Raw genomic sequence first — 18,586 nt, 5'->3', positions numbered from 1 at the left:
CTGAGCTTACTCAGGCCCAAAAATACAAATGGGAAGGCCGCTGGCCTTCCCATTTGCTTGCTATGCATTAGTTTATCACAGTCGCCAAGCAGATCATCCGAGCCAAACACGAGCGTTCGCAAACATCCGCTGCCAAGGCCCCTGTTGACCCCAGTCTTCTGGGTGCCAAGCGTTATTGACAGTTCGTGCTACGCGCTCAGGGTGCGGCATCATAATGGTGACACGGCCATCTTCGTTGGTCAGCCCTGTAATCCCCGCCGGGGAGCCGTTCGGGTTAAACGGATAACGTGTCGTCACTTCACCATGGTGGTTAACGTAACGTAGTGCCACGGTGCCGCTATTCTGTACCGTACGAAGGTGTCCTGTATCACGAAACTCAGCCAGCCCCTCACCATGGGAGACCGCGATCGGCAAGCGAGCGCCTTCCATACCCGCCAGCATGATAGACGGCGTTTTCTGAACCTCACTTAACACCAGTCGTGCTTCGAACTGCTCCGACTGATTGCGAACAAAGCGGGGCCAGTGGCTTGCACCAGGAATCAGATCTTTCAATTGCGCCAGCATCTGACAGCCATTACAAATGCCTAAAGCAAAGCTGTCATCACGCTTGAAGAACGCTTCGAATTGAGCCCGCGTCTGCGCATGGAACATAATCGACTTGGCCCAACCACCGCCAGCGCCAAGAACATCGCCATAGGAGAAACCGCCACACGCCGCCAACCCTTTAAACCCTTCAAGGGTTTGCCGACCTGACAGCAAGTCACTCATATGCACATCGACCGCGTCAAAACCTGCTCGGTGGAAAGCCGCAGCCATCTCTTGCTGGCTGTTCACACCCTGCTCACGCAAAATCGCCACCTGAGGACGAACCCCAGTATTGATCATCGGCGCGGCAATATTTTCGCTGACATCAAACGGGAGTTTAACGTTCAAACCTGGATCCTGCGTATCCAGCAGATTATCAAACTCTTCGTTGACACAGTCGGCGTTATCACGCAATGCAGCAATGCGGAAGCTCGTTTCGCTCCACAAGCGCTGATAGTGGCTACGCGGCCCTTCAAGCAATGCCTGACCATCAAACACGAGATTAAAGCGATCATCCGTCGTCGGGTGGCCAATCACTTGAACACAATCCAACCCTGCAGCCGCTAGCTGCATCAATACAAACTCGGTATCAGTTTGACGAACCTGAATGACAGCGCCCAGCTCTTCAGCAAACAGGGCGGCAATGGCGCCATCACGAGACTCGGCTAATAAATCCAGCTTCACTTCAAAGCCGGTATGCCCAGCAAAGGCCATTTCAGTCAAAGTCGCGAACAAGCCGCCGTCAGATCGATCGTGATACGCCAACAGTTTGCCGTCAGCATTAAGCCCTTGAACAACCGCAAAGAGTGCTTTGAGGTCTTCCGGCTCATCCAAGTCAGGCGCTTGATTGCCCACCTGGTTATAAACTTGCGCCAGCGCAGAGCCGCCCAGACGATGCTGTCCACGCCCCAGATCAATCAAGATCAAGTCGGTATCACCATGATCAGTGCGCAGCTGTGGTGTCAAGGTCGCACGCGCATCCAATACCGGGGCAAATCCTGACACAACGAGAGAAAGTGGCGAGGTCACTGCTTTTTCCTCGCCCTGATCGTCTTCCCATACCGTGCGCATTGACATCGAGTCTTTACCGACCGGAATCGCAATCCCCAGCTGAGGACACAGCTCCATCCCGACTGTATGCACCGTGTCATACAGCGCCTGATTTTCTCCAGGATGGTTAGCCGCCGACATCCAGTTGGCAGAGAGTTTGATATCCGACAAAGCTTCAATGCGTGCTGCCGCCAGATTCGTAATTGCCTCACCAACAGCCATCCGACCGGAAGCAGGCGCATTAATCAAGGCCAGGGGCGTACGTTCCCCCATCGCCATCGCCTCACCCGTTTCGGTGAATGGTGTCGTTGTTGTCACGGCACAATCGGCCACCGGCACTTGCCAAGGCCCGACCATCTGATCGCGGGCGACACAACCGCCCACAGTACGATCCCCGATCGTGATCAAGAACTGCTTACTGGCCACCGCAGGTAACCGCAGGACACGTTCAGCAGCATCATAAACATCCAGTTCACTCAGCTGTAATGCGGGCAACTCAGGCACCACACGCTCAAAAGTCCGGTGCATTTTCGGTGGCTTACCGAACAACACACTCATGGGCAAATCAACGGGCTTACTGTTGAAGTGACCATCCATGACTTCGAGTACATGCGCTTCGAGTGCATCGCCAACCACCGCATAAGGTGCTCGCTCACGGCGACACAGTTGATCGAAATCATCCAGGCGATCCGCAGGCACGGCCAGCACATAACGCTCTTGTGCCTCGTTGCACCAAATCTCAAGCGGTGTCATCCCCGGCTCAGCATTGGGCACATCACGCAACTGAAAACGTCCACCACGTTCGCCGTCTTTCACCAACTCTGGCAACGCATTGGATAGCCCGCCAGCCCCAACATCATGGATAAAACAAATCGGGTTATCATCGCCATACGCCCAGCAGCGATCGATCACCTCTTGAGCACGGCGCTCAATTTCCGGATTGCCTCGCTGTACCGATGCGAAGTCCAGATCTTCACTGGAATCCCCCGTAGCCATTGATGAGGCCGCCCCACCGCCGAGCCCAATATTCATCGCCGGGCCGCCCAACACAATCAGTTTGGCGCCAACGGGGATTTCACCTTTCTCAACGTGCATTGGACGCACATTGCCCAGTCCACCAGCCAGCATAATCGGCTTATGGTAACCGCGACGCTCCACACCATTCACGCCAACCGCGTTATCTTCATAGGTGCGGAAATAACCATTGAGGTTAGGACGACCAAATTCATTATTGAACGCAGCCCCCCCGATGGGGCCTTCAATCATGATATCCAGCGGTGAAGCCATACGCCCTGGGCGACCATAATCCTCACCTTCCCAAGGCTGAACAAAATCAGGAATCCGCAGGTTTGATACGGTGAAGCCAGTCAAGCCTGCTTTGGGTTTAGCACCCAAACCAGTCGCGCCTTCATCACGGATTTCCCCCCCTGCTCCGGTCGCCGCCCCTGGAAAAGGAGAAATGGCAGTCGGGTGGTTATGCGTTTCCACCTTCATCAGAATCGGCGTCGGTTCTTCTGTGACCGTCCACTGATAAGAATCAGGCTGAGGGAAATAACGCGGCGCAGTAAAGCCTTCAATCACCGAGGCATTATCTTTATAAGCAGACAACACTTTATCGGGCGATTGCTTATAGGTGTTCCGAATCATGCCGAACAGCGAATGTTCAGCGGGCTCGCCATCAATGGTCCAATCCGCATTAAAGATCTTATGACGACAATGCTCTGAATTAGCCTGAGCGAACATCATCAGCTCAACGTCATGGGGATTACGCCCCAAATCCGTGAAGCTGCTGACCAGATAATCGATCTCATCGTCAGCCAGTGCCAGCCCCAGAGACTGATTGGCCTCAACCAATGCCTCACGTCCCCCGGACAAAATATCGACACTGGATAACGGCCGCGGCTGCTCATGACGGAACAAAGCAGCAGCATCGTCCAACTGGCCCAACACCGACTCGGTCATTCGATCATGAAGAACCGCGGCAATCGCGGCACGCACGGGGGCATCAAGCACACCGCTGGCTTGTACATAGTAAGCCACACCACGCTCGATACGATCGATTCGGGTCAAGCCACAGTTACGTACAATGTCCGTCGCTTTAGATGACCAAGGGGAAATAGTGCCAGGACGCGGCACCACCAAAAAAAGTTGGCCAACAGGGTCAGCGGCTGTCTCTGTTGGACCATAGCTCAGCAACTGGGTCAATTCATCCTGTTCAGGCTGAGTCAAGGGCTGACTGCCCTGAAGATCAACAAAGTGCATGTACTCGGCATAAACCGAAGTCACATGCGAGCAAGCGGCCTGCAAACTGGCCAGAAGCTTACGGGAACGAAAGGCAGAGAGAGCGGGCGCGCCTCGCAGTTCAAGCATTACCTGGGCCTCTTTGGGAGCATGGAAAGAGCGGGAAAAGATTTAGGCGTGCATGATACCGTATGGGACTGGCGGTGTCCTGCTATCTATGTCAGATTTAGCCGACGCCCATTGAATATAATACTGAGCGATTCCATGGCGGACCACTGAGCCCAGGCAAAACGATGAAGCAGTATTCCTGATAACAAGAAGGCGTGATTTCAGTAACAAAAGTGATTTCAGTAACAAAAAATGCTCGCGATAACCGTTAGGCTCACGATAACAAAGCGACAAAAGACAGGGATTCAGGATTTGATACAATCCGCAGTATTCAACTCAGGCATAGCGAACTTAAACTCAGCAACAGGTTCAACAAATATTGCTGCTCAGTTGATTGATTGACCCGTTCGTGTAAGTAAAAAATGCGGATCACAACGATAGATCCTATTAACGATAGATTTAGTTAACGACAGATTCAGCTAACGACACTCAGACGATAAAATCTGGAGCCGTAAGATGGCTCCCCAAGCCTGGTCCAATCATGAAGAAATGGTGGTGGGCTCTGTTGCTACTGCCGGTGTTACTCACTGGCTGCCGCAGCCCTGACCCGCTGGAAGAAATCCTCAAGCGGGGCAAGTTGCAGGTGCTGATGCGCAACACGCCTTCAGTTTATTATGAAAACCGTAATGGTCCTGCTGGCTTTGAATATGAGCTGGTCAAGGCCTTTGCTGATCACTTAGGCGTCCAGCTTGAGGTGATCAGTGGTCATAGCATCAGTGACATGGAAACAGCCTTGCTTGAAGGGCAAGCCGATATGGCGGCAGGCGGGCTAGGCATTACACTCGATCGCATGCATCGCTTCCAAATGAGTGAACCCCTGATTGAATCCGATCAGGTCGTGGTCTATCGCCGGGGTTCAAAGCGCCCCGACAATTGGGAAGAGATTGATCAAGGCCAACTCGCCGTATTAGCCAACACACGTCAAGCTGAGATGATGCGAACGCTGCAAACCCAGTACCCGGCCCTCAGTTGGCGCGAAACCGACGAGCTGGAAGTCACCGATCTGCTCAAAATGGTGCAAGATGGCGAACTGCCTTATGCACTGATCAATCATCAAGATTACACCCTCAACCGCTTTTTCTTCCCCCGCGTAGGCATCGCTTTTGAGATTGATGCCAAAGTGGCTCAAGTCTGGCTATTTCCAGAAGAAGAGCGCACAGACTTACTCCAAGCGGCGAATGGTTTCATCCGTCAAGCCCATAAAAGCGGCTTGATTGACGAAATTCGAGATCGATACTACCGCCACGAGAAACATATCGATTATGTTGGGGCGCGGCGTTTTGTGCGCCAAATCAGAGAAAAGTTACCGCAATGGGAAGAGGCTTTTAAAGCCGCTGCCGCCACCAGCGACTTGGACTGGACGTTATTAGCCTCTGTAGGTTACCAGGAGTCTCACTGGCGACCCCGTGCGGTATCCCCCACCGGGGTCAAAGGCATGATGATGCTGACACTGACGACCGCTAAAGAGCTCGGCATCAAAAACCGACTCGACCCGGTTAAAAGCATCAAAGGCGGTGCCCGCTATCTACGTCAGCTTTATAATCGTTTGCCCGATAGACTGAATGATGATGACCGACTTTACATGGCCTTGGCCGCTTACAATGTCGGCATGGGCCACCTGGAAGATGCACGGCGCATCACAGAATCCCAAGGCAAAGATCCCGACCAATGGGCGGATGTCGCCGAATACCTCCCGCTACTGGCTAAGCGCGAATGGTATCGCCACACCCGTTATGGTTATGCCAGAGGCCACGAGCCCGTCATTTATGTCCGTAACATTCGCCGCTACCGTGAAATTCTGGAATGGTACGAACGCAGCCAAAATAACTTTTTGGAAATGCTGGAAGCCCGTAGTGCGAGTTTAGAGCCAGAAACCAGTTTCAGTGTGGTGCCGCCCGTATTATAAATGACCGCCTGCGCATGAGACGTTCAATCGCGCATACGCAGGCCAAATCCTACCGAATCCCTTTCGCCCACTCAGCCAGTGGTACTGGGGTCTGATCATTCCAAATGCGCTGCCAGAGCAATCTGATGCGATCCCAGTCAGGTTGCACCCGAGGTAGCCGGTGCGCCGGGGTCATCGGCTGCCAATGCCCATCATCCTCAGTGGCCAGGCCAAAACGAAAAGGGTGTAAACCGGTCATGCCCAATCGTAAATCGGTCACAATCCACTCATTATCGGCCAGATCCTGACGTAAGAAGCCCTGTGTAAACCACTGCATCCGCTGGTAATCACTCAACTGGGCCAACGCAGGCTCAGGCGGCTGACCTAAAGGTAACGTCACCCAGTGAGGCGGGGTACGATCAAACACACCGACAAGACCTTCCGTAAACTGCCCTTGATCATCCAGCATCACGACACGCCACAGGAAAGTGGTAAAAGGTGCCGGCACAACGAGTATTTTATCCGCCGAAACGTGATCCGCCCGAGCTTGAGCCATCACACGATGCGTTATCCATTGCTGAGCACCATAACTCCAAACCAGATAGAGGCTACTGAGCATGAGTCCCACAATCAGTGCCTTCTGGGGCCGAACAGCCTGCTGCGGTGATGCCGATGAGCAAGTGGCGATCAACACACCGATTAAAAGCGGCAACGTGTACAACGGATCAATAATAAAAATACTCGAAATAGCCGCGGGGGGCGGCTCAAAAGGCCATAACAACTGAGTCCCATAAGTCGTCATGGTATCGAGCAACGGGTGCGTAATCAGCACCAGCCACAGCGTCACCCACAACCGCCAAGGTGAATAGGGTAATCGAGGCTTCATTTTGACGATCAACCAACTCATCAAAATACTGGCCCCGGTCAACACCAGCAGCGAGTGACTGAAGCTGCGATGATGTGTCATGTTGGCCACGGGGTCGCCATAGTCAATCAATATATCCAGGTCCGGCAAGGTGGCCAATACAGCTCCATACAACAGCGCCTTGCGTCCCTGCCAGCGCCCTAAAAGAGCGCCTTGAATACTGGCACCCAATACGGCTTGAGTGACTGAATCCATCTCAGCGTCATTCCTTACAGCAGGTTAGCGGTATGGTCACGTATCGGTCGAATCCGCAACCGTTAAAATAATTTTGCCTACCGTATCATTCTCAGCCAGCGCTTGGTGGGCTTGGTCAGCCGCCGCAATCGGATACCGCTGGTGAATCACGGGCATGAGATCGCCATGGCTCAGCCCAGGCCAAGCCCGTTGCCGTAAATCACTGATTAACGCTGTTTTATCGGCATCTGAGCGAGAGCGTAATGTTGACCCAACAAGACGTAACCGTTTAAACACCAAGCGCCCCATGTCGATCTCCGCCTGACGCCCCCCTAAGATGGCAATCATGACTAAGCGCCCATCTTGTGCCAACACTTCCAGGTTTTGAGGGAAGTAATCCCCTCCCACCGGGTCAAGGATGATATCCACTCCTGCCGGGCGCCACGCTTTCACCGCTTCGGTAAAGCGTCCCTCATGACGGTCATGACCGCCCTCAGCACCATAGGTCTGGCAAAGTCGAATCTTATCGGCACTGCCTGCCGTCACAAAAGTGGGATTCCCCATGTAACGACACAACTGTAAGGCGGCCGTCCCGACACCACTGGCGCCAGCATGGAGCAGCACCGACTCGCCCGGCTGAGCAGCGGCTTCCTGCCAAATATTCAACCAAGCCGTCGCAAACACCTCGGGCAAGCCTGCGGCATCGATCAAGTCCACCTCTTCGGGCACAGGCAACACATGCCCTTCAGGACAGACCACCTGCTCGGCGTAACCGCCCCCACTGAGCAAAGCACACACACGGTCACCCACTTGCCATTGCGTCACCCCTTCGCCCACGGCATCAATCAAACCACTGCATTCAAGGCCCAGAATCTCACTCGCCCCAGGGGGCGGCGGATAAACCCCTTTGCGCTGCATCAAATCGGCTCGATTCACCGCTGACGCCACCACCTGAATCCGCACTTCCCCTGGGCCCGGCCTCTCAGGAGCAGGAACTGATTGCCATTGTAATTGCTGCTGATCATCAATCACGATTGCTTGCATTGCGGACATGGGCTCTCCTTCATCTCAAAACGGATAAGCACACTCGGTGCTTATGCTCTAAAAGAGTGATGGTGCAGATTGCTCTGATTTTCAAGGCCAGCACCGTCATCCCTTTGCCATATCGGTGCCATCTGAGCGTCACATCCGGTCGCCATGCTGAGCGCGACCGGAGGATAAACTGATGCTGAACATTGAACACGTTATTCGGGATCGATTCCCGCAGTTGGCAGATAAACCCGCCCTGATTCGACAACCGACCGTCAGCCTGTTGAAGCGTTTGACTCATGAGTCTGAGGTCAATCACTTCCTCAGTGCTCACCAAGATGCGGGGCCTTTTGAGTTTGTCGATGAAGTGCTTGAACGCTTTCAAATCAGCTACCAAGTCAGTGATCGACAACGCGAAAATATTCCCACCGAAGGCCGCGTGGTGATTGTCGCTAACCACCCGCTGGGCACATTGGATGGACTGGCATTACTCAAATTGGTCGGCGAAGTGCGCCGCGATGTCAAAATCGTCGCCAACGACATGTTGATGCACTTTGAGCCGTTATCCCCCCTGCTGCTGGCCATTGATGTCGTCTCTCAAAAGCGTTATCGCGCCGCGAGCCAAAAAGTCGTGGATGCTTTAACTGCTGAAGAAGCCGTCATCATTTTTCCAGCAGGGGAAGTCTCACGCGCTGGACCGACGGGTATCAAAGATGGCCGCTGGCAAAGCGGTTTTTTACATTTCGCTCGCAAAACGAATGCGCCGATCCTACCGGTCCATGTCAGTGCAAGAAATTCAGCGCTTTTCTATTCCCTTTGCTTGCTTTATCGACCTATTGGCTCGCTACTGCTCGTCAATGAAATGTTTAAAAAGCATGCCGTAGATATCCCCATTCGCATTGGTGAACTGATTCCGCTGGAGCGCTTTGACGTTCAGGATCTTTCTACCCGCACCAAAATCAAGTTACTCCGCAAACACGTCTATCGACTGGCTAAAGGCAAACCGCCTCTATTTGTCACCGAAAAGTCCATCGCTCACCCGGAAGATTGCCAAGCAGTACGGACTGAGCTACGCCAGGGTGAACGGCTTGGCAGTACCGCTGATGGTAAACAGATCTGGTTATTGGGTTATGCGCCAGACTCTGCCGTTATGCGTGAGATTGGCCGCTTGCGAGAAATGACCTTTCGTCGCGTCGGTGAAGGCACAGGCAGCCGACGTGATCTGGATGCCTATGATCGAGAATATCGACACCTAATCCTGTGGGATGATGAAGCACTAGAAATAGTCGGTGCTTATCGAATTGCCGAAGCAGGCGAACTGCTCAAACGGCACGGCCGCAGCGGCCTCTACTCTGCCAGCTTATTCCGTTACGGTGATGCGATCATTCCACAACTGGCCGAAGGCATAGAGTTAGGCCGTAGCTTTGTTCAGCCTCGCTATTGGGGCAAGCGCAGCTTGGATTATCTGTGGTTTGGTATTGGCGCTTACTTACGTAGCCGTCCTCATATCAAATGGATGTTTGGCCCCGTAACCTTGTCCAACAGCCTACCCACCCAGGCCAAGGACCTATTAGTCACCTACTACCGCCATTATTATGGTCACAACGACCCTTCAACCGGCGCCATGGCGAATGCCCCGTATCGCATTTCAGCGGTGGGCCAGCGTGAAGCTGAATCCATTTTCGAATTCAAAGATGCTCGAGAAGACTTTATTGCCTTGCGAGAACGACTGGATTTGTACGGGGTCACGGTGCCGACACTCTACAAACAATACACGGAAGTCTGTGAGGAAGGTGGCGTTCGCTTTCTAGATTTCAGTGTGGATGCGGACTTCGGCTACTGCATTGACGGTCTTGTTATGGTCGATATCGATAAACTCAAACCGCGTAAACGTGAGCGTTATATGGGGCGCCTCGATAGCGCTTCCGATGCCTAAAACAATAAGCACTCAAATTCTCAAATTCTCAAATTCTCAAATTCTCAAATTCTCAAATTCTCAAACACAAGGATGCCCCAGTATAAAACGCCGACAGGGTGTCGGCGTTTTATTAAACAGCCTAAGCCAAGGGTTTCATCGCTGCAGGCGCATCACCCGTTGCCAGCGCAGCAAACACATCATCTAACTGGTCACTGACCCATAACTGAGGCATCGGCGCACTAAAACCTTCATTCAGAGAGTGCTTCAAAAAGCTCAAAAGTCCATCATAATAACCATCAAAATTCAGTAAAATGCAGGGTTTTTGATGGATTTTCAGATAATGCCACGTCAGCATTTCGAACAACTCTTCGAGCGTCCCGATCCCTCCTGGCAACGCAATAAAAGCATCCGAAAGCGCTGACATCTTGGACTTGCGCTCATGCATATCACGCACTTCCAGTAATTGCGTCAGTCCCTTATGAGCGAACTCTTTATCCTTCAGCACTTCAGGCAAAACACCAATGACTTCGGCCCCACTATGTAAGGCGCCATCAGCCACACTGCCCATTAAACCAACACTCGCTCCGCCATATACCAGGCGCAAGCCTTGCTCACCAATATGCCGCCCGACATCTCGAGCTAATGCTTGATACCCTTTCTGATGACCCAACCGGGAACCACAATAAACGGCCACACTTTTGATTGTTGCCAATGGGACCTCCTGACTTGTCATACGCACATCCTCACCTGTTAACTCGGGTTCTGATGTTTATATTACCTGACGGGCATGACAGGCTGATATGCCTCACTGAACAAGTCACAAGAATCACATCTCACCAGCGCTAGGCAAACGCTGTTGAAAATACATTTGCACCATTTCCAGCCATGCCTTTCTCCCAGCTTCGGCACAAGATTCATCGCCCAGCAGTACCATGGCTTTCATGGCCTGCACCAACATAACAGTCAAGACCTCAGCGTCATCACTAGCCAAGGTATCGCAATGGGCACACAATACTTGCTGAATACCTCGGCGTAACGTCTGCCGTAATATATGCCGAGACTCCCCTGTCACATTACGCGCCTCAATAAGTGTCATCACCGCCTGCCGCTCAAGCGCCAGCGCCTGCATGACTCCCAGTAAATGTTGCAACAAGGTGTCGGTTGAAAGCTCACCGGCCTGAATCGATAACTGAGTCAATTGTGCTTCCAAATGTTCCGCATAACGCTGCATTAAAGCGCCTGCCAAGACCTCTTTATTAGGAAAAAATTGATAGAGAGAGCCGATAGGCGCCTTCGCTCGGGCCGCAATTTCAGTCATCGTTGCAGCATCATACCCTTTAGCCGCAAAGATACTGGTGGCGGCTTTAAGTAAGTCTTCAACCCGCTGCTTACCTCGCAAGCGCTTGGGTTGGCGAGGCTTTTGAGCCACCTTGTGATCAGCGTCACGCGATGAGGGCGACCCCTCTGACATTGACTTTTGTGAGGACATATTCATAAAATCAGTTTTGTGAGGTTTCCCTCATATATAGCATGCTGAATCATTGTTTTTAAATACGACCTTATTCAGTCTCGATTCGATTCAATCGAGTAAAACATGACCTTCTTATTAGACGCCTCGTGAAAGGATAAGCGATGCCCATTCGGTTACGCTTTCGTTTGGCCAACTGGCCAACTCGACTTCAATGGTTATCTTTGATTGCTGTTTCAGGAGCGATCGCAGCAGGCCTTGAGTATCTCAACATCCCCGCGGCGTTACTGCTTGGCCCCATGCTGGCCGGCATTCTATTCAGCATTCGCGGTAGCCAAATCAAAATTCCACGAACACGGTTTGCCGCCGCTCAAACGTTAATCGGCTGCATGATCGCACATAGTTTGCAACCAGAAGTCATCGGTGTCTTTATTCATAACTGGTGGTTATTTATGGGGGTCACTCTGCTGGTCATTGCCGCCAGCATTGTACTGGGGGGGTTAATGACACGATGGCAAGTGCTTCCTGGGATGACCGCCCTATGGGGCACCTCACCCGGCGCCGCGTCCGTGATGACCATGCTGGCGGAGAGTCAAGGCGCCGACATTCGGCTCGTGGCCTTCATGCAGTATTTAAGAGTTTTAATGGTGGCCATCACGGCCTCCCTCATCGCCACACTGGCCGTCCCAGAAACTCAGGCAAACCCCGTTCACAGCTTAACCCACTGGTTTCCTTCATTAAATCCAGATGACTTTGCCACGACCTTGGTGTTGGCCGCATTAAGCGGTTGGCTAGGCATCAAATTGAGACTACCGGCCGGCGCACTTTTAATGCCCATGCTCATTGGCGCGGCATTGACGCTAACAGGACACATTAATATTGAACTCCCGCCTTGGCTCTTGGCCATCAGCTACGCCCTGCTTGGCTGGCATATTGGCTTGGGTTTCACGGTCACCATATTGCGCTATGCCGCACACGCACTACCTAAAATTTTGCTTTCCATCGCCTCATTGATGGCGTTATGCGGCCTCCTGGCCTTCTTATTGGTCTGGCTGTTTGATGTCGACCCTTTGACGGCTTATATGGCGACCAGCCCCGGTGGACTCGATACCATTGCCATCATCGCGGCCTCCACTCATGTTGATGTGGGCTTTATCATGACCTTTCAGACTGTCAGGTTTGTACTGGTGTTACTCGTCAGCCCTTTTGTGGCCAAAATGCTAGGCAAGCGTCTCAGTCATTCAGATCATTAGGTGCGCTATAACACCGCTTTCTACTGAGCATGAAACGGCAAGCATACATAAGGCCAGAATCTATAAGACACAAATATATAAGACAAAAATATATAAGACAAAAAACCCGCCAAACACGGCGGGCTTTTTCAGGCGAAGTACAAGAAAGACGCGATCAATACGCTTTAATCCACTGAACACTGATCGAACGTCTCACCCAGAGATCTCATCAATCATCCTCGTCTTCGCTCTCACCCCGCAAGGCTCGCAGCAAAGCACGTGCAGTCGTCTCAGAAGAGGCCGGATTTTGCCCCGTAATCACCAGCCCATCACGGACATAGAAGGGCTTAAAATCACCCGTCTTCTGATAATTAGCCCCACGCTTTTTCAGCGCATCTTCCAGCAAGAAAGGGACCACTTTGGTCAGCCCAACGGTCTCTTCCTCAGTGTTAGTAAAGCCCGTCACCTTGATGCCCTCAAGGACGGGGGTGCCATCAGGATACTGCGTTTTCAGTAGCACCGCCGGTGCATGGCAGACAGCCCCAACTGGCTTGTCCTGCAACAGGAACTCCTGAATGAGACGAATAGAGTCAGCATTCTGCGTTAAATCCCATAAAGGCCCATGCCCACCGGGATAAAAAATAGCGTCATAATCAGCAGCCCGGACTGTATCCAAGACCAAGGTATGGCTCAATTTATCTTGAGCAGACGCATCTTCTTTAAAACGACGCGTGGTATCGGTCTGTGCATCTTCAGCATCACTATTGGGGTCAACCGGCGGCTGCCCTCCCGCAGGCGAGGCCAAAGTAATGTCACACCCAGCATCAGCAAAAGCATAGTATGGAGCAGTAAACTCCTCTAACCAAAATCCCGTCTTGTGGCCCGTATCGCCCATCTTGTCGTGCGACGTCAATACCATCAGAATTTTCATTGACCCCTCCCGGAGACATCCAACTGCATCATTTGAACTCAGCATAGCGTTAACAGGGATCTATGGGCAAAAATGAATCCTTCAAGGGATACCCAACCTTAAAACGTGTTTCTCCGATGGCTGCCGAATACTCGAATCGAATAGGAGGGGAGTTGCTTACTCCGTCCTCTCACACCACCGTCCACCGTACGTACGGTTCCATATACGGCGCTTCAAAGCGGCCACTGACAGATGGTCGACACCGGCACAGCGCCTGTCAAGGCGCTACGCGCCATGCCTAGCGCACCAATAAAAAAGCCACCCCATCGGGTGGCTTAAAAGACTCAGCCAACGCGGATCCTTGAATCAACGCTGACTTTCTATGTTCGTCACACAGTGTGCTTTATCACAAAACAGTCCCATCACAAACGGGCTCAACCATAAACAGGAAAGCGCCCACAGAGTGCTTCAACTTTATCTCGCACATTCTGCTCAACAGCGGCACTATCACCCGCCACCATGGCATCGAGAATGTCACAGATCCAGCCGGTCAGCTCACGACACTCCGTCTCACCAAAACCACGAGTCGTGACAGCAGGAGAACCGATACGCAAGCCAGAAGTCACAAACGGGCTCTGGGGATCACCAGGAACCGCATTTTTGTTGACCGTAATATGAGCACGTCCCAAAGCCGCATCGGCATCTTTACCGGTCAGGCCTTGTTTGATCAGAGACAACAGGAAGAGATGATCCTCAGTGCCACCAGAGACCACATCAAAACCACGCTCAATAAAGACGGACGCCATCGCCTTAGCATTTTTGACGACTTGCTGCTGATAGGCCTTAAACTCACTGCTCATCGCTTCTTTGAAGCAAATGGCTTTAGCCGCAATCACATGCATCAAAGGACCACCCTGACCGCCCGGGAAAACAGCAGAGTTCAGTTTCTTATGCAGTGCTTCATCTTCAACCGCAGAGAGAATTAAACCACTACGCGGACCACGCAACGTTTTATGCGTGGTGGTCGTGACCACATGCGCATGAGGCAACGGACTCGGATAGACACCCGCAGCCACCAACCCAGCCACGTGTGCCATATCAACCATCAAATAGGCTCCGACACTATCGGCGATCTCACGGAACTTCGCCCAATCGACAATCTGAGAGTAAGCCGAAAAACCCGCAATGATCATTTTAGGCTGATGTTCCTGAGCTAGGCGAGCCACCTCATCATAATCAATCAAGCCTTGCTCGTTGAGGCCATACTGGATGGCATTGTAGTGCTTACCTGAAAAGTTAGGCTTAGCCCCATGAGTCAAGTGACCGCCCGCATCCAAACTCATACCCAATACAGTATCGCCGGGGGTCACTAAAGCCTGGAAGACGGCACTATTGGCCTGAGAGCCCGCATGAGGCTGAACATTGGCATAAACCGCGCCAAACAATTCACAGGCCCGCTCCTGTGCAAGACGCTCGACGACATCAACATACTCACAGCCACCGTAGTAGCGTTTCCCCGGATAACCCTCGGCATATTTGTTGGTCAGCTGGCTCCCTTGCGCTTCCATGACCGCGGGGCTGGTATAATTTTCAGAAGCAATCAGCTCAATATGAGCTTCCTGTCGCTTAACTTCGGACTGCATCGCATTCCAGACGTCCGGATCATAAGCGGCAATCGTCACGGATTTATCAAACATGCGCATCTCCCGGGGATAGGCATTCACCAAGGCTACACATTGGAAAAAGCAACCAAGGTGAGGTGATCAAAATTTAAGGAAGAGTATTCTAGCCCAGAGACACCACGTATTCACATGAAAAAACCGCATTAACCACCACATTTCATTCATACCGCCCTGACATGGAATCGAAGACGGCATTCTTCATCGTCAAGCGCTGGCTTTCAATGAGACGACCTCCTATCATCTGGCGCTAAAGCGCCGCTTGGTATGCGGCTACGATAGGTCCAGAAGTGATGAGATTCATTTCTGCAAGCACTGCAATGTGCATTTTGCACACTGCAAACAACTCAGGAGCGGTTGATCCGACATGGCACAATACGTTTACACAATGAACCGTGTGGGCAAAATTGTCCCACCCAAGCGAGAGATTCTGAAAGATATCTCGCTATCATTCTTTCCAGGCGCCAAAATTGGGGTACTGGGCTTAAACGGTGCCGGGAAGTCAACATTGCTGCGCATTATGGCCGGTGTTGATCAAGACTATAATGGCGAAGCGCGCCCAATGCCCGGTATCAATATTGGTTACCTGCCGCAGGAACCTGAGCTCGATGCGGATAAAACGGTTCGAGAAACCGTTGAAGAAGCTGTTGATGAAATCAAGCAGGCACAAACCAAGCTCGATGAAGTCTATGCCGCCTACGCGGACCCAGAGGCTGATTTCGATGCGTTAGCAGCCGAGCAAGCTCGTCTGGAAAATATTATCGAAGCCGCCGACGCCCACAACCTCGACCGCAAACTAGAGGTTGCCGCTGAGGCATTACGCCTCCCCGAATGGGAGACCAAGGTCGGCAGCCTGTCAGGGGGTGAAAAGCGCCGAGTGGCCCTGTGTCGCTTGCTGCTCTCAAGCCCTGACATGCTATTACTGGATGAGCCAACCAACCACTTGGATGCCGAATCAGTCGCTTGGCTTGAACGTTTTCTTCATGATTATCCGGGCACAGTGGTAGCCATCACCCACGATCGCTACTTCCTGGATAATGTGGCCGGTTGGATTTTAGAGCTAGACCGCGGCCACGGCATTCCTTTTGAAGGCAACTACTCATCCTGGTTGGAACAAAAAGAACAACGCCTGGAGCAAGAAGCTAAACAAGAGACCGCCCACCGCAAAGCAGTTCAGCACGAACTGGAGTGGGTACGCCAAGGGACGAAAGGCCGTCAGACAAAATCCAAAGCGCGCCTCAAACAGTTTGAGGAACTCTCCAGTCAAGAATTCCAAAAACGTAATGAAACCAATGAGATTTATATTCCACCAGGTGAACGCCTCGGTGATAAAGTCATTGAACTGCATAACGTCAGTAAGCAATTTGGCGATCGCCTACTCATCGAAGACCTCTCTTTGACCATTCCCAAAGGCGCTATTGTGGGGATTGTCGGCGGCAATGGGGCGGGTAAATCGACCCTGTTCCGCATGATTTCCGGCAAAGAGCAGCCCGATCAAGGCGAGGTCGTGCTCGGCGATACCGTACATTTGGCGACTGTTGACCAGTCTCGCGAAGGGCTTCAAGACGACCAGACGGTCTGGGAAGCGGTTTCAGGGGGGGCGGACATTCTACAAATAGGGAACGTCGAAGTGCCTTCTCGCGCTTATGTCGGTCGTTTCAACTTCAAAGGCAGTGACCAGCAAAAACGGGTTGGCGAATTGTCAGGCGGTGAACGTGGGCGACTTCACTTGGCACTCACGCTCAAACAAGGGGCCAATGTCTTACTATTGGACGAACCCTCTAACGACCTGGACGTTGAAACATTACGGGCTCTGGAGGAGGCACTGTTAGCCTTCCCAGGATGCGCGATGGTCATCTCACACGACCGCTGGTTCCTGGATCGCATCGCGACCCATATTCTCGCGTATGAAGGAGACTCACACGTAGAATTCTTCGAAGGTAACTACGCCGAATATGAAGCAGATTACCGCAACAGAGTTGGGGACAACACACCCCACAGAATGAAATACAAGCGTATTGACGCCTAGGCCTACACGCCTTTAACACGGCGTCGTAACCCTGCGCACAACGCTGAAATAACATAAGGCCCGGTATTGATACCGGGCCTTATTGGATATCTGAACCAGAAACCGACAGGGTTTAGTCGTCAGCGGTTTCCATCTGGGCCTGCTGATAGTTCTGCATACCCACTCGGCGAATCAACTCCAGTTCAGTTTCCAGATGATCAATATGCTCTTCTTCACTATCCAGAATCTTACGCAATAAATCGCGCGAGACATAATCCTGAACTTGCTCACAATAGCTAATCGCCGCTTTAAGATCTTTGTGGGCTTGCTGTTCTAATGCCAGATCACTTTCCAGCATTTCCTTAACATCTTCACCAATACGCAGCTTGCCAAGATCTTGTAGGTTCGGCATCCCTTCAAGAAACAGTACGCGCTCAATCAACCAGTCAGCATGGCGCATTTCATCAATCGATTCGTGATATTCCCAGTCTCCGAGCTTTTTCAGCCCCCAGTCCTGGAGCATTCGCGCATGCAAAAAATATTGGTTGATGGCAACCAGCTCATTGCCCAGCACCTGGTTCAGGTGCTCAATCACTTTAGCATCACCTTTCATAAATAGTCCTGCCTCATCAGCATATGAATGATTGTACCGCGGGCAAGACCCGCAACAGCAGACATAGGCTACCGAGAAAGCCCCATTAGGGCCAATGCCAATAAAGCAACAGAGAACAGGAATTGTAAGCGTTGAGAAACGCTAATAAGGAGAGTTTATACTCAAAAGAAACAGATCGACGCCTGCTCGAGAATGCTTAAGCCACCGCGCGTGCACCATCCTCATACTGGCGAGGATTAAAGAGTTGTACGGCTTCAGCCTGCTCACTCAGCGCATCTCGAACAAGCTGTCTCGCCTCACAAGCACATTTACCGCATTGAGTGCCAAGCCCTGTAGTCTCACGCACATCCCGTAAGCTACGAGCACCGGCGTCCACTAATTGCTGAATCTGGCGATCACTGACACCTTTACACAGACATACAACCATGAACTTGACTCCTGGCCGACATATCCCAAGTAGGCAGCAATAGCCCTTACTTTCATTCGGCATCGAGAACGGTTATCAATGATCGAACAATAACGACTCTCAATTGAGATTTCAAGTCATTTGTTTGCGAAAAAAGGTCTCGAATTCAAGCTATGCATAACAGAAGATAAAACCCGCACAAGGCGGCACAATGAGATAAGATGTCGATAAAGGGATACAATATCGAGAGCAAAGCAATATCTAGAACAAGAAACGCAACAATAGGCTAAAAAAC

13 protein-coding genes are annotated in these 18,586 nt (G+C 51.9%); 4 read left to right on the top strand and 9 right to left on the bottom strand.

The features are described 5' to 3' along the window. Positions 1-93: 93 nt before the first annotated feature. The gene (gene purL / locus BFW38_RS01375) at positions 94-4,005 is read right to left on the bottom strand and encodes a phosphoribosylformylglycinamidine synthase (RefSeq protein ID WP_068996778.1); all 3,912 of its coding nucleotides are present in this window, start codon (positions 4,003-4,005) and stop codon (positions 94-96) included. 520 nt (positions 4,006-4,525) lie between these two features. Between purL and mltF the strand changes: the two genes are divergently transcribed. Then, on the top strand, positions 4,526-5,950 hold the full coding sequence (mltF, locus tag BFW38_RS01370) for a membrane-bound lytic murein transglycosylase MltF (RefSeq protein ID WP_068996777.1): 1,425 nt from the start codon (positions 4,526-4,528) through the stop codon (positions 5,948-5,950). Between the two features lie 49 nt (positions 5,951-5,999). On the opposite strand, the gene BFW38_RS01365 is transcribed toward mltF, so the two are convergent. Beyond that, positions 6,000-7,049 carry a metal-dependent hydrolase gene (locus BFW38_RS01365; protein WP_068996776.1) on the bottom strand — a complete coding sequence of 350 codons (1,050 nt, stop codon included), beginning with the start codon at positions 7,047-7,049 and terminating at the stop codon, positions 6,000-6,002. Positions 7,050-7,085: 36 nt separating this feature from the next. Further along, positions 7,086-8,081: an NAD(P)H-quinone oxidoreductase gene (locus tag BFW38_RS01360; protein WP_068996775.1), complete on the bottom strand. Its 996-nt coding sequence runs from the start codon at positions 8,079-8,081 to the stop codon at positions 7,086-7,088. A gap of 172 nt (positions 8,082-8,253) precedes the next feature. Here BFW38_RS01360 and olsF point away from each other — a divergent pair, with 172 nt between their 5' ends. Then, positions 8,254-9,993 (top strand): bifunctional ornithine lipid synthase OlsF, encoded by a 1,740-nt coding sequence (olsF, locus tag BFW38_RS01355; protein ID WP_068996774.1) that lies wholly within the window; start codon positions 8,254-8,256, stop codon positions 9,991-9,993. Positions 9,994-10,114: 121 nt separating this feature from the next. On the opposite strand, the gene BFW38_RS01350 is transcribed toward olsF, so the two are convergent. After that, positions 10,115-10,687 (bottom strand): LOG family protein, encoded by a 573-nt coding sequence (locus BFW38_RS01350; protein WP_245686044.1) that lies wholly within the window; start codon positions 10,685-10,687, stop codon positions 10,115-10,117. Between the two features lie 114 nt (positions 10,688-10,801). After that, on the bottom strand, positions 10,802-11,404 hold the full coding sequence (locus tag BFW38_RS01345; protein WP_175400914.1) for a TetR/AcrR family transcriptional regulator: 603 nt from the start codon (positions 11,402-11,404) through the stop codon (positions 10,802-10,804). Between the two features lie 203 nt (positions 11,405-11,607). Here BFW38_RS01345 and BFW38_RS01340 point away from each other — a divergent pair, with 203 nt between their 5' ends. After that, on the top strand, positions 11,608-12,696 hold the full coding sequence (locus BFW38_RS01340; protein ID WP_068996773.1) for an AbrB family transcriptional regulator: 1,089 nt from the start codon (positions 11,608-11,610) through the stop codon (positions 12,694-12,696). A 208-nt stretch (positions 12,697-12,904) separates the two neighbouring features. Here the strand turns inward: BFW38_RS01340 and BFW38_RS01335 are convergent, their stop codons facing one another. Both BFW38_RS01335 and glyA read right to left on the bottom strand, forming a co-directional pair. Then, positions 12,905-13,606 (bottom strand): type 1 glutamine amidotransferase domain-containing protein, encoded by a 702-nt coding sequence (locus BFW38_RS01335; RefSeq protein ID WP_068996772.1) that lies wholly within the window; start codon positions 13,604-13,606, stop codon positions 12,905-12,907. 413 nt (positions 13,607-14,019) lie between these two features. After that, a complete protein-coding gene (gene glyA, locus BFW38_RS01330; protein ID WP_068996771.1) occupies positions 14,020-15,282 on the bottom strand; it encodes a serine hydroxymethyltransferase in 1,263 nt (420 codons plus the stop codon). Between the two features lie 349 nt (positions 15,283-15,631). Between glyA and ettA the strand changes: the two genes are divergently transcribed. Next, a complete protein-coding gene (gene ettA / locus BFW38_RS01325) occupies positions 15,632-17,293 on the top strand; it encodes an energy-dependent translational throttle protein EttA (protein ID WP_068996770.1) in 1,662 nt (553 codons plus the stop codon). A gap of 112 nt (positions 17,294-17,405) precedes the next feature. Here ettA and bfr read toward each other — a convergent pair whose 3' ends face one another. Beyond that, entirely contained in the window at positions 17,406-17,885 is a 480-nt protein-coding gene (bfr, locus tag BFW38_RS01320; protein ID WP_068996769.1) for a bacterioferritin, read from the bottom strand. Positions 17,886-18,081: 196 nt separating this feature from the next. Further along, entirely contained in the window at positions 18,082-18,312 is a 231-nt protein-coding gene (locus BFW38_RS01315; RefSeq protein WP_068996768.1) for a bacterioferritin-associated ferredoxin, read from the bottom strand. Between the last annotated feature and the right edge of the window lie 274 nt (positions 18,313-18,586).

Source organism: Terasakiispira papahanaumokuakeensis, assembly GCF_001709345.1.
In the GTDB taxonomy this organism is placed as follows: Bacteria; Pseudomonadota; Gammaproteobacteria; order Pseudomonadales; family Halomonadaceae; genus Terasakiispira; species Terasakiispira papahanaumokuakeensis.
The sequence above is the reverse complement of the archived record's forward strand: the minus strand, read 5'-3'. Positions and strand labels throughout refer to the sequence as shown.

Coding starts and splice junctions, on each gene's coding strand:
- purL (WP_068996778.1), bottom strand. CDS start 4,005: ATGCTTGAACTGCGAGGCGCGCCCGCTCTCTCTGCCTTTCGTTCCCGT.
- mltF (WP_068996777.1), top strand. CDS start 4,526: ATGAAGAAATGGTGGTGGGCTCTGTTGCTACTGCCGGTGTTACTCACT.
- BFW38_RS01365 (WP_068996776.1), bottom strand. CDS start 7,049: ATGGATTCAGTCACTCAAGCCGTATTGGGTGCCAGTATTCAAGGCGCT.
- BFW38_RS01360 (WP_068996775.1), bottom strand. CDS start 8,081: ATGTCCGCAATGCAAGCAATCGTGATTGATGATCAGCAGCAATTACAA.
- olsF (WP_068996774.1), top strand. CDS start 8,254: ATGCTGAACATTGAACACGTTATTCGGGATCGATTCCCGCAGTTGGCA.
- BFW38_RS01340 (WP_068996773.1), top strand. CDS start 11,608: ATGCCCATTCGGTTACGCTTTCGTTTGGCCAACTGGCCAACTCGACTT.
- BFW38_RS01335 (WP_068996772.1), bottom strand. CDS start 13,606: ATGAAAATTCTGATGGTATTGACGTCGCACGACAAGATGGGCGATACG.
- glyA (WP_068996771.1), bottom strand. CDS start 15,282: ATGTTTGATAAATCCGTGACGATTGCCGCTTATGATCCGGACGTCTGG.
- ettA (WP_068996770.1), top strand. CDS start 15,632: ATGGCACAATACGTTTACACAATGAACCGTGTGGGCAAAATTGTCCCA.
- bfr (WP_068996769.1), bottom strand. CDS start 17,885: ATGAAAGGTGATGCTAAAGTGATTGAGCACCTGAACCAGGTGCTGGGC.
- BFW38_RS01315 (WP_068996768.1), bottom strand. CDS start 18,312: ATGGTTGTATGTCTGTGTAAAGGTGTCAGTGATCGCCAGATTCAGCAA.